This is a genomic window from Streptomyces sp. NPDC001406 (assembly GCF_042895285.1).
Taxonomy (GTDB): domain Bacteria; phylum Actinomycetota; class Actinomycetes; order Streptomycetales; family Streptomycetaceae; genus Streptomyces.
In genome coordinates, this window is record NZ_JBIAWG010000008.1 from 378,187 (window position 1) to 390,025 (window position 11,839).

The 11,839-nt window shown below is 71.2% G+C and carries 9 protein-coding genes; all 9 read left to right on the forward strand.

Annotated features, from left to right (window positions below):
- Positions 1-28 precede the first annotated feature (28 nt).
- Positions 29-1,057 carry an AAA family ATPase gene (locus ACFY1J_RS21975; protein WP_390708054.1) on the forward strand — a complete coding sequence of 343 codons (1,029 nt, stop codon included), beginning with the start codon at positions 29-31 and terminating at the stop codon, positions 1,055-1,057.
- The gene (locus tag ACFY1J_RS21980) at positions 1,047-6,062 is read left to right on the forward strand and encodes an SAV_2336 N-terminal domain-related protein (protein ID WP_390731719.1); all 5,016 of its coding nucleotides are present in this window, start codon (positions 1,047-1,049) and stop codon (positions 6,060-6,062) included. Before ACFY1J_RS21975 ends, ACFY1J_RS21980 begins: the two co-directional genes overlap by 11 nt.
- Before the next feature lie 62 nt (positions 6,063-6,124).
- Positions 6,125-6,559, forward strand: coding sequence for a MarR family winged helix-turn-helix transcriptional regulator (locus tag ACFY1J_RS21985; RefSeq protein ID WP_390731720.1), 435 nt, complete (start codon positions 6,125-6,127; stop codon positions 6,557-6,559).
- Complete coding sequence (locus ACFY1J_RS21990; RefSeq protein ID WP_390708057.1) at positions 6,556-6,990, forward strand: hypothetical protein; 435 nt, start codon at positions 6,556-6,558, stop codon at positions 6,988-6,990. Before ACFY1J_RS21985 ends, ACFY1J_RS21990 begins: the two co-directional genes overlap by 4 nt.
- A gap of 135 nt (positions 6,991-7,125) precedes the next feature.
- Positions 7,126-7,299: a hypothetical protein gene (locus ACFY1J_RS21995; protein ID WP_390708058.1), complete on the forward strand. Its 174-nt coding sequence runs from the start codon at positions 7,126-7,128 to the stop codon at positions 7,297-7,299.
- Positions 7,300-7,426: 127 nt separating this feature from the next.
- The gene (locus ACFY1J_RS22000; RefSeq protein WP_390708059.1) at positions 7,427-8,230 is read left to right on the forward strand and encodes an NAD-dependent epimerase/dehydratase family protein; all 804 of its coding nucleotides are present in this window, start codon (positions 7,427-7,429) and stop codon (positions 8,228-8,230) included.
- A 126-nt stretch (positions 8,231-8,356) separates the two neighbouring features.
- A complete protein-coding gene (locus ACFY1J_RS22005) occupies positions 8,357-8,866 on the forward strand; it encodes a hypothetical protein (RefSeq protein WP_390708060.1) in 510 nt (169 codons plus the stop codon).
- Between the two features lie 154 nt (positions 8,867-9,020).
- The gene (locus tag ACFY1J_RS22010; protein ID WP_390731721.1) at positions 9,021-10,589 is read left to right on the forward strand and encodes a cellulose binding domain-containing protein; all 1,569 of its coding nucleotides are present in this window, start codon (positions 9,021-9,023) and stop codon (positions 10,587-10,589) included.
- Positions 10,590-10,846: 257 nt separating this feature from the next.
- Positions 10,847-11,791, forward strand: a complete 945-nt coding sequence (locus tag ACFY1J_RS22015; RefSeq protein ID WP_390708062.1) for an MBL fold metallo-hydrolase — start codon at positions 10,847-10,849, stop codon at positions 11,789-11,791.
- Positions 11,792-11,839 lie beyond the last annotated feature (48 nt).

Genomic DNA, 11,839 nt, shown 5'->3' on the forward strand with positions numbered 1-11,839 from the left:
CCCCGGAGAACCGAACCGGAGACCGCCCATGCCGCACTGGTCCGTCTACACCGGCAACAGCGAGCCGCACGACGGCATCGAGCAGTTGCCGGCCCCGCCGCCCTGGCGGGCGTTCGACGGCGGCCCGACGCTGCCGCCGCCCCGCGACAACGACGACGGAGCGGCCGTCTCACCCGACCGGGTGCACCGCGCCCGCACCTACGTCGCCACTGCGCAGAGCGTCCAGCTCGTCAACGCGGCGCTCTGTCTGCGCCGCCCGCTGCTGGTCACCGGACCACCCGGCACCGGCAAGTCCTCGCTGGTGTACGCGGTGGCGCGCGAGCTGTGTCTCGGCCCGGTCCTGCGCTGGAACATCACCAGCCGCAGCACGCTCGCCGACGGCCTCTACCAGTACGACCCGCTGTCCCGGCTCTACGCCGCCCGTCCCGGCGCCGGCCCCGACGCACCGCCCCATGGCGCGGGCGGCATCGAGAACCATCTGCGCCTGGGGCCCCTCGGCACCGCGCTGCTCCCCCACGACCGCCCCCGCGCGCTGCTCATCGACGAGATCGACAAGAGTGACCTCGACCTGCCCAACGACCTGCTGAACGTCCTGGAGGAGGGGCAGTACGAGATCCCGGAGCTGGTCCGTTCCGCGCGCTACGCCGGCGACGGCGACACGGCCGAGGTCCTGGCGGACGGCACGGACCGCCCGGTCACGATCAGCCGCGGCCTTGTCCGCTGTCGCGCCTTTCCCTTCGTCGTGCTGACCAGCAACGGCGAACGCGAGTTCCCGCCCGCCTTCCTGCGCCGCTGCGTCCGGCTGAAGCTGCTCCGCCCCGGCCGGGAGCAGCTCACCGAGATCGTCCGCGCCCATCTCGGCGACCCGGACGACCGGGCGGAGTCCCTCATCCGGGCGTTCCTGACCCGCGCCGGCAGCGGGGAGCTCGCCACCGACCAACTGTTGAACGCCATCTACCTCACCGGAGTCGCCGGCCTGGACACCGAGTCCCGCGAGGATCTCGCCGCGCAGCTGATGCCGTATCTCAGTGCGGCCGCGGACGGCGATGGCTTCTGACTCCAGGGGCGCCGCTGTGCCGGGAGACGCATCACTGGTCCCCCGGCTCGCCGCCGTGCTCGCAGCCGCCGCGGAAGCGACGGAGGCAGCCCACGCATCGGCGCCCGGCGACGGACCGACGCCTCGGGAGCTGGCCGAACTGCTTTGGTTGGCACAGCAGTTGGGGCCCGTCGAGGCACCAGCGGTGGCACGGGCGACGGCACCTGCCGCGGCACCACCCGTCGACCCCGTGCGGGACACGGAGACCGAGGTCCCGACGGAACAGGGTGCCACCGACGTCGTACCACCGAAGCCCCGCGCGCCACAGCCGGACCCCTCACCCGCCGCGCCTCGGGACGACCGAGTCCCCCTGCACATGCCCGCACCCCCCTCGGTCCAGCCCGAGCGTGCCGCCGACGGCCCCTCGCTGCTGGCCCCCGCACCCCCGATGCTGAAGCGACCTCTGGCGCTCCAGCGGGCCCTGCGTCCCCTCAAGCGCAGGGTGCCGTCCCCACATGCCCGCGTCCTGGACGAGCGCGCGACGGCCGATCGCATCGCCCGGCTCGGGGCTCATCCCGACGCATGGCTTCCCGTCCTGCGCCCGGCCCCCGACCGCTGGCTACGGCTGAGCCTGGTGCACGACACGGGCCCCACGATGCCCGTCTGGCGCCCCCTGGTGCGCGAACTGCACACCGCCCTGGCCCAGTCGGGCTTCTTCCGTACTGTCACCCTGCATCCGGCCACCCCCGACGGCCGGGCCCGGCACGTCCCCGACCTCGCCGACGGCCGCACCGTCACACTCGTCGTCAGCGACTGCATGGGTCCGCAATGGCGGCCGGGCCCGGCGGGCCGACGCTGGTACGAGACCCTGCGCCGCTGGGCGCTCCGCATGCCCCTGGCCGTCGTACAGCCGCTGCCCGAACGCCTGTGGCCGACCACGACCCTGCCCGCCGAGCCCGGTCTGCTCACGGCGCCGGCGACGGCCGCCGCAACCGCCGCACTCGCCTTCGCGCCGTACGACGCGGACGCCCCGCCTCCGCGCGCCGGCGCCGTCCTCCTCCCCGTCCTGGAACCGGGCCCGAAGTGGCTCGCGCACTGGGCCGGCCTGATCGCCGACCCGGGCGGCGGCCGGACGCCCGGCGCGGCGGCCTGGCTCCCGCCCGCACCCACCTCTGACACCGAACCGGCCCCGGACATCGCGTCGTTGCCGCCCGACGACCTGTTCCGCCACTTCCGCGCCACCGCCACCCCGGAAGCCTTCCGGCTCGCCGGACACCTCGCACTGGCCGTCCCCTCGGTGCCCGTGATGCGCCTCGTGCAGCACACCCTGCTCCGCGACCCGCGCCCTCAACACCTGGCCGAGGTCATCCTCAGCGGCATGCTGACCGCCGTCCCCGGTCCGCCGGGTTCGTACGACTTCCGTCCCGGGGTCCGCGATCTGCTGATGCGCACGCTGCCGCGTACGGCCCGGGAACGTGCACGCGAATTCCTGGCCCGGGTCGGCGGGTTGATCGACGAGCGCGCGGGGTTCGCGGCCGGGGAATTCCGTGCGCACACGGGAAACGACGGGGACGCGGACACGCCTTTCGCGACGGTGAGCGAGGAGACCGTACAGCGTCTGGGTGGAGGAGAGGACCAGGCGCGCGAAGGCACGGAGCAGGGGCTGCTCGGTGGACGGTACCGGCCGGTGGAGCGGCGGGGGCCGGGGCAGCGGATGTGGACGGCCGTGGATGTGGCCACGGACCAGCTCGTCGCCTTGCACCTGTATCGGGAGCAAACTGCGCCTCAGGACCGGTTCCTGCGCGAGGCACAAGCGTTGGCCGCGATCGACGATCCGCATGTGGTGCGGGTCCTGAGCTATGGGGTGGAGGGCGAAGTCCCCTATCTGGTCACCGAGTTCGTCGACGGGGTGACGCTGGCGGAGCTGCAGCGGGGCAGCGGTCCGGGGGTGGCCTTCGGGCTGTTCGCTCGTCTCGCTTCCCAGGTGGGCTCCGGGTTGCACGCCCTGCACGAGCGTGGTCTGGTGCACGGGCCCATGGGCACGGCCGGCCTGCTGCTGCGCCCTGACGGCACCGTCGTGATCAGCCGGTTCGCCCTGGGCGACGAGTCCCTGGGCAAGGACGCGACGTCGGACTTCCACGAACTCAACGCACTTCTACGGGACTTGGTGCCGCTCGTGACGGCACCCGGGGAGTACAGGGAGCTGCTGGCCGAGATCGGCAACGGCCGGCTGACGGCCGAGGCGGCGGCCTCGCGACTGGCCAGGGCGCAGGACCCCGACTCCTGGAGCTTCGGGATGCTCGGCCCACTGCGGATCACCCTCCCCGACGAGCCGGTCATCACAGTGCCGATCTCCGAGGCCCAGGCCATGCTGTGCATGCTGGTTCTCCGGCACGGGCGGCGCATCACCTACCCGGAGCTGGCCCAGGGCATGTGGGAGCAGCCGCCCACGGGCCCCGAGGCGGTCCGCCGTATCGATCTGCTGGCCAGCGAGGTACTGGGACGCCTGGGCCCGGGCACCGTCGCCGCCCTCCCGGACGGCTACGCGCTGCATGTGCCGGGTGCGTTCGTCGACGTACTGCACTGCGAGGACCTGCTCAGTGGCGCACCCGGCGAGCAGGACGCCCGTACCCGCCGCGCCGAAATCCGCCGGGCCCTCGATCTCTGGTACGGCCCTCCCCTCGACGGCATTCCCGGTCCGGCCGCCGAAGCGACCCGCGCCCGCGTGAACGCGCTGCGCCTGTCGCTGCGCGCGGCCGGTGCCGAACTGGACCTGGAGCTGGGTCACTTGGCCAGCGCGACGACCGATCTGGAGGTCCTCGTCCGAGACCATCCCGACCAAGTGCACCTCCGCCGCCTGCACATGCTGGCGCTCAGGGGCCAGGGACGCATTGCCGAGGCCGTCGCGTCGTACGAGTCGTATGCGGAGCTCCGGGAGCGGGACGGCGACCCGATCGATGCCGCCCTCGAAGTGCTGTACCGAGAGCTGCTCAGTGCGCCGAGCGCATCGCGTGGCTCCGACGACGACGCCCTCACTTCACTGCGCGAACTCGTCGAGGCGGCGACGGTTCGTGTTCATCACCCGGCCTCCGGGGACGACTTGGACGAGCCCGCCACATTCATCGCCAGCGGCTTCTTCGCCGCCCCCAACTGGGTGGTGACCAGCGCTCACGTGGCTTCCCGAGCGGTGGGGAACGACGTGACGGTGGTCTACGAAAGCGCACCGGACCGGAGCACGTCCGCCGTCCCCGGCCGCGTGGCGGCGATACTCCCGGAACTGGCACTCGTACGGCTGACAGAGCCCGTCCAGCACGAGTGCGCCTATCTCTCCGAACGCCCCACGGCGTTGCACCCCGGCGACTGGATGCTCTACGCGGGCTGGGCCGAGACGGACGGCCAGGTGCATCGCCAGGACGGCTCGCTCGCCGTGCAGGGCAGCATCGCCGGCCGGTCCGGTGCCGCCCGGATGCACCTGGCTCACGACGACCTCCCCCACGGCCTCTCCGGCGGACCCGTGATCGACCCCGTCCGCGGCGAGGTCGTCGGCGTGCTGACGACGCGACCGGATCACGTGCGCGGCGGAACCTGCGTGGGGATCTCCGAGCTGCGCGCCCTGCCGGTGTCCGCGGTGAACAGCGAGCACGCCGACCTCTATCAAGCGGTGTTCCACGCCCACGACCGATACCACCGCGACCGCCAGCGCCAACCGGACATCACCCGCCCCACCTGGGCCGAGCTGCAGGACCAACTCGGCGCACGGCCCGGCCGGATGCTGACGACGTACGAGCGCACCGAGTTGCTCGGTCTGCTCGCCGACCTTCCGCCGCCGGTCAGCACCCGCAGCCTGGTCGACATCCTGGCCTCCGTGCAGGAGCGCCGTACGCCCACTCCCCTGCCCGCGCCGCGCGGCTGGCGGGACGGCCTCGGCGTCCTGTACGAGAGCACGAGGAGACGAGAGCCCGTGCTCGAGTTCGCGATGCAGGCCCTGTCGACGGACCGGGCGGCCGGGGACGGGCCGCGGACTTCCGGTGCCGAGGAAGCACTCTGGCAGTGGGTGATGCAAGCCGCGCAGCCCCTCGGCACGGCCTACCGCCAACGCCTCGCCCATCAGCGGATCGAACGGCTCCAGTCGGCGCGGTCCAAAGAGGCGTCGCGGCCGGGTCCGGACTACCGGACGGGCTCCGGACCACAGCAGCCGACCCGCTCCGAGGCCCGCCCCTCGGGCACGATCCTGCTGGAACTCACGGAGCGGGGCTTCGAACCCGGCCGCGTCGACTGGCGGATCGCTCTGCTCGACACAACGCGGGATGAAGTACTGCCGCTCGCGGAAGGCTTCCGCACTTCGCTGGAAGCACTTGCTCCCACTCTGGTGACCCCGCTCGCAGAGGCGTTCCGCCGCTTCGACGAGCCCGGCCACCCCGCGACACTGGAGGTCGCCACCCCGGCACGGCTCCTGGACCTGCCTGTCGATGCCTGGCGCCTGGTGCCCAGTGATGACCGCCCCCTGGGAGCCACGCGCCCGATCGTCACGCGTTGGGCAGACCTCCTGCCCGACGAGGACTCCGAACTCGCGGTGGAGCGTCTCGCACGCTGGCGCGCCCTGCACACCCGTGTACCCGCCCCGGAATTGCTGGGCTGTCCGGACGGCATCGCGATGCCCCGGGGCGGGGTGGAGTCGTTGCGTGCCCTTCCCCCGACCACGATCCCCGTCCTGTGCGGCATGAGCCATGTCTACGCCGCGGAGACGGATGCGCTCAGCCGCCTCCTCCTTGCGGGCTTCCCCATCGTGCTGTGGCGCCGGCACCGCAGGACCGCCGGCGCAGGCTGCGGGGAGTACCACTGGGGCATCCACCAGACGTTGGCTTCCACCCGCGGGGTCGCCGAGCTGCCCCAAGCGCTCCTCGATGTGCGCGCTCGCACGGCGGCAGGCGATCCGGACGTCCACTGGTCCGACGGACTGATGCTGATGTACGACGACCCGACCCGGCCGTTGCCAGGGGCGGGCGATCTCCTGGAAGCACCCTGAGCCGCGGCCGCGACGGAAACCGGCTTGCGAGCCGTCAGTACGATTTCGTAATATCCGAAACCATGAAGTCCGAATCCGTGCCACCTGGCCGGTCGGTGCTGCTGACCTTGCAGCGCGCGACCCACGCCACCCTGCAGCTGATCACCACTGAACTCGTCGACCTCGACCTCACCGCCTCGGAGATCAACGCGCTGGCCAATCTCGCCGACGGCCGAGGCCGCACCGTGTCCCAGCTGGGCGCCGCCGTGGGCATCCGGCCCACCACGCTCACCAGCGTGCTGGACCGGTTGGAACGCCGCGGTCACATCACCCGCGGCACACGGGCAGGCGACCGCCGCTCGGTACTGATCGAACTCACCGAGTCCGGTCACGCCGCGGCGGCCTTGATCGAGCAGACGCTGGCCGACATCGAGGGCCGTGCGCTGGAGGGCCTGCCTGCCGAGGCGATCGCCGGTTTCCACGCCGTTCTGGACGCTCTGGTCGGGGGGGGGATGTGACCACGAGCGGCCACGACGTGGATGAGCAGTCCTCGCCGTTCACGGAACTCATGGCAGAGGTGATGGCCACCGCCGAGCGGTTCGGGCACCGCCAGCACGTCCACCTCACATGGCTGGCCGTCCGGCGCTACGGCACCGAAGCGGCGGTGGACCTGGTCAGCGACGGCATCCGGCGCACCGCCCGCTACGCAGGCGCACCGCAGAAGTACAACGCCACCGTCAGCCGCGCCTGGGTCGAACTGGTGGGCCACCACGCGACCCAGCCGGACACGACCGACTTCGACGCCTTCGCCGACCAGCACCCCGCACTGCTCGACAAGAAGCTGCTCACTCGCTTCTACCAACCCTCGACGCTGGCCGGCGCCCGGGCCAGGACGAGCTGGGTCGAGCCCGACCGGGCACCCTTCCCCTGGCAGCACACTGCCGCGTGAGGCACGCCAGGCAGCTGTACGCCGCGCTTCTGATTCGTTCATCGTTCACACGACACTCACCCATCGTAGGGAGCCCGTTCGGTCCGTGTCGGAAGGGTCCCGGCGGCCTGTCAGAACGATCCCAGGACGGACTTCGTGATCGAATCACGTGTTCCCCGGTGGCGCCGTAGCCTCCGTCTTCTCCTCACCGCAGTCGTCGGCCCGACGCTGGTCGTCGGCGCCCTGACGGCGTCGCCGGCCCACGCGGCCCCCGCCGACGACAGCAACGACAGCGGCCACGCACGGCGCAGGGGCACCATCACCTGCTGAATCCACCGCACGACCGCGGCCCGGGCCGACCTCTCGCCGGGGCCGCGGTCCCTTCCACGCGCCATCTCTTAATGAGTGGTTCGGCCGCCGCGCGGATGCGAGGGTTGTCGCAACCTGGGGAGGCACAGTGGGGCTGGGAACGTTGGCGGTCACGGGCGCGGCGGGGAACATCGGTTCCGTGGTGCGCGAGGCGTTGCGGGGCGAGGCGGCGCGTCTGGTCCTGGTCGACCGGGTGCCCTTGACGCCGCAGGCCGAGAACGAGACCGTCCACACCGTCGATCTGAGGGACGCGGCCGCCGTGGAGTCGGCGCTCGCCGGGGCCGACCGCGTGCTCCACCTGGGCGGTGTTCCGGACGAGGCGCCGCTTGCCGATCTGCTCGGAGCCAACGTGCTCGGCACCCACCACGTCCTGGAGGCGGCGCGGCGTACGGGGATCGGGCGGGTGGTGCTGGCCGGCAGCAACCGCGTCACCGGCTTCTACCCGGTGGGACATCACACCGGTCCGCGAGAGCCGGTACGCCCCGACGGCCTCTACGGGGTGAGCAAGGTGGCCGTCGAGGCCCTCGGGCAGTTGTACGCCGACAAGTTCGGCCTGTCCGTGATCTGCCTGCGTATCGGCAGCTTCGAGCACAAGCCCAGCGAGCCCCGGCATCTCGCGACCTGGCTGAGCGCACGCGACGCCGTCGGCTATCTGCGCGCCGCGCTGACCGCCCCGTCGACCACCCGTTTCGCCACGGTCTACGCCGTCTCCGCCAACACGCGCCGCTTCTGGGAGCTCCCCGATCCGGCCGTACTGGACTACACCCCCGTCGACGACGCCGAACTCCACGCTGCGGACGTTCCCGGAGCGGACCTCCCTGCCGACCCGGCCGCGCCCCAGGCCGGTCCCTATGCGCGGCCCGAGTTCACCCTCAGACACCTCAAGGCCTGATCCACTCGCCCCTCACAGGGGTGCGGACGCATGAAACGCTGCTCGTGGGCGATGCAACCGTATGGCCCGCTCGCATGTCTCCCCTGGTGAAATCGCTGTCCCCTTGCGAGAAAGATCGGGGGCGTCATGCACCGCCATCCACGCCGTACGGCCATCGCGGCCGGAATTCTTCTCATCGCTGCCTTCGGCGCCACGGTTCCCGCCTCCGCCGCCCCGCAGTCCCGGCAGGCTCCCGCGACCGCGCTGGTGGTCAACGCCCGTTGGGGCGGGCACTGCACCTACGACCGGCTCGTCATCGACGTCCGGGGCACCATGCCCCCGGTCACCGTGAAACCGGTCAAGGAGCTCCGCTACGACGCCTCCGGGAAGAAGGTCCCGCTCGCCGGGAGGTACTTCCTGGAGATCAAGCTCTCCCCCGCCGCCGCGCACAACGAGGCGGGCCAGTCCGTCTACCGAGGGCCCCAGCTGGTGAAGATCCACCTGCCGGCGCTCAAGGGCCTCGCCCTCACCGGTGACTTCGAGGGTGCGGTCACCTTCGGATCCGCTTTCCACACCAAGCCCGCCTACACGACGCTCAAGCTCCACTCCCCGGAGCGCTTCGTCCTCGACGTCAGGCACGCCAACCGCTGTGCCTGACCCTGCCTCCTGGCCCTGCCGTCACTGAACGGCAGGGCCTTTCTGCTTGACGGACGGTCCGCCGCTCTGTACGTACATGACAGAGAACTTGGTATGGACCAATCCTGCGCAGCCTCGCGCGCCCCCCGGCGCCCAACCCCCCAGTGGAGGCAGCATGCGAAGACCGTCAGCACTCATCGCCCTGTTCATCGGGGCGCTCCTCCTGTTCGTGGCCCCGCCCGCCGACGCCGCGGGATCGGCTACGGCCGCCTTCTCCAAGTCCGCTTCCTGGGACAGTGGTTATCAGGGCGCGTACACCGTCACCAACGGCGGCAGCACCGCACTGTCCGGCTGGACGGTCGAGTTCGACCTGCCCTCCGGCACCACGGTCGGCTCGTACTGGGACGCTCTGCTCACCCAGAGCGGCAACCACTACACCTTCAAGAACCGTGAGTACAACGGCACGTTGGCGCCGGGCGCCTCCACCACGTTCGGCTGGGTGTCCACCGGCACCGGCACACCCATCAACTGCCGGCTCAACGGCGGCTCCTGCACGGGTAGTTCGGGCGGTGGCGACACCACACCGCCCAGCGTGCCGACGGGAGTGACCGTCGGCTCGGCGACCGGCTCGTCGCTCACCGTGCGGTGGACCGCCGCCACCGACGACTCGGGATCGGTCGCGGGCTACGAGGTCTCACGCGACGGCGGCGCACCCGTCACCGTCACGGGAACCTCGTACACCGCCACCGGACTGACGGCGGGCACGAGCTACTCCTTCCGCGTCCGGGCCAAGGACGCGGCGGGCAACGTCTCCGCCTACAGCGCGGCGGTCAGCGGCACCACCACGTCCGGCGGCACCCCGCCGGGCGGTGGCGTACACACCGCGCCCTACATCGACATGGGCGCCTGGCCCACCCCGAGCATGCCCGAGATGGCCTCCGCGAGCGGGGTCACGAGCTACACCATGGCATTCATCACCGCCTCGGGCTGCAAGGCGATGTGGTTCAACGCCTATGACCCGCGCGACGGCTGGGCCAAGGACCAGATCGACGCGATCCGGGCCGGCGGAGGGGACGTCAAGGTCTCCTTCGGCGGTGCATCCGGGATCGAACTGGCCCAGGCCTGCGGCTCGGTGGACTCGCTCTACGCCGAGTACAACGCCGTCGTGAACGCCTACGGCCTGACGTACGTGGACTTCGACATCGAGGGCGCGGCCACCGCCGACCCGGCCTCCGTCACCCGCCGTTCCCAGGCCCTGGCACGTCTGCAGCAGGCCCATCCGGGACTGAGGATCTCACTCACCCTCCCGGTGCTCCCCGAGGGCCTCACCGCCGACGGACTGAACGTGGTCACGTCCGCCCGCGACGCCGGGGTCGACCTCGACGTCGTCAACGTCATGGCCATGGACTACTACCGCAGTGTCGACTACGGCGATGCCGCGCTCCAGGCCGCGCAGAGCACCTTCACCCAGCTCAAGTCCCTCTACCCGGGCAAGTCGGACGCCCAGGTGTGGGCGATGGTCGGGGTGACGCCGATGCTCGGCCAGAACGACGACGGCCACGTGTACGACCAGGCCGACGCCCGCCAGTTGGTCGCCTTCGCCCAGAGCAAGCATCTCGGCGAGCTCGCCTTCTGGGAGGCGACCCGCGACCGCAACGCGTGCACGGGTGCCCTGTACCGGTGCACGAACATCACTCAGTCGCCGTACGAGTTCGCGAAGATCTTCGCGGCGTACCGAGGTTGACGCCCCGTCGACAGGCCGGGAGGGACACCCCTGCCACGCCAGGCGTCCAGCCGTCCGGTGTGACAAGAGCCCCTCCCGGCCTGTCGGCGCTGCCGTATGCCGGAGTGGTCTGCTCGGGTTGGCCGACCGGTGGGGTACCGACGCGCCGATCGCCGATGCGATGATCGCGGCGATGCCGCTCGCGTCCGGGAGGATGTTGTCGTCGACCTCCTGGTCGCTCCGAGCACACCGCCCACCCACTACGGCAGGAGCCCAGCATGAGCACTGTCCACCATGACGTCACCGAGCTGCCCCCGCCGCGGGTCGAGGAGGTCAGTGACGGGGTGTTCGCCTACATACAGCCCGACGGCAGCTGGTGGATCAACAACACCGGCTTCATCGTGGGCGAGCGCGGGGTGATCAGTGTGGATTCCTGCTCGACGGTGCGTCGTACCCGCGCCTATCTGGACGCCATTTCCTCCATCACCCCACAGCCTGTACGGACTCTGATCAACACTCACCACCACGGCGACCACACCTTCGGCAACCATCTCTTCGACGGCGCCACGATCGTCGGACACGAGGCCACCCGGGCGAACGTACTGGAGTGGGGCGACCCGAAGGCAATAGCTCCGTTCTGGACCGAGGTCGACTGGGGTGACATCGTCCCCGAGCCCCCGTTCCTCACCTACACCGATGCGGTGACGGTCTGGTCCGACGAGCTGCGCGCGGACGTGCGCCACGTCGGTGTGGCCGCCCACACGACGAACGACTCGATCGTCTGGCTGCCGGAGCGGAAGCTGCTCTTCAGCGGTGACGTGCTGTTCAATGGCGGCACGCCGTTCCTCGTCCAGGGATCCGTGGCCGGTGCCATCCAGGTCCTGGAGGAAGTGATCAGGCCCCTGGGAGCGACGACCATCGTTCCCGGGCACGGCGGTGTCGCCGGCCCCGACCTCATCGACGACGTGCTCGGCTATCTGCGGTTCGTGCAGACCACCGCCCGCTCCGGCCGTGAGGCCGGGCTCACGCCGCTGGAGACCGCCCGCGAAGTGGACCTGGGCCCGTACGCCGACCTGCTCGACCGCGAGCGTATCGTCGGCAACCTCCACCGGGCCTACGCCGAGTTGGAGGACGGCCCCCTCGGCCGACCCATCGACGTCGCCGCGGCGATCGCCGACATGATCGCCTACAACGGCGGCCGTCCCCTCACCTGCCTCGCCTGACCCCGCACCCCGATCTCCAAGGACGTGGGTCGTCTCGCCCCTCGTCGC

Bases quoted from the DNA above. Each gene is read 5' to 3' on its own strand.
- ACFY1J_RS22010 (WP_390731721.1), top strand. From the start codon at position 9,021: ATGCGAAGACCGTCAGCACTCATCGCCCTGTTCATCGGGGCGCTCCTC.
- ACFY1J_RS22015 (WP_390708062.1), top strand. From the start codon at position 10,847: ATGAGCACTGTCCACCATGACGTCACCGAGCTGCCCCCGCCGCGGGTC.
- ACFY1J_RS21980 (WP_390731719.1), top strand. From the start codon at position 1,047: ATGGCTTCTGACTCCAGGGGCGCCGCTGTGCCGGGAGACGCATCACTG.
- ACFY1J_RS22005 (WP_390708060.1), top strand. From the start codon at position 8,357: ATGCACCGCCATCCACGCCGTACGGCCATCGCGGCCGGAATTCTTCTC.
- ACFY1J_RS21975 (WP_390708054.1), top strand. From the start codon at position 29: ATGCCGCACTGGTCCGTCTACACCGGCAACAGCGAGCCGCACGACGGC.
- ACFY1J_RS21985 (WP_390731720.1), top strand. From the start codon at position 6,125: ATGAAGTCCGAATCCGTGCCACCTGGCCGGTCGGTGCTGCTGACCTTG.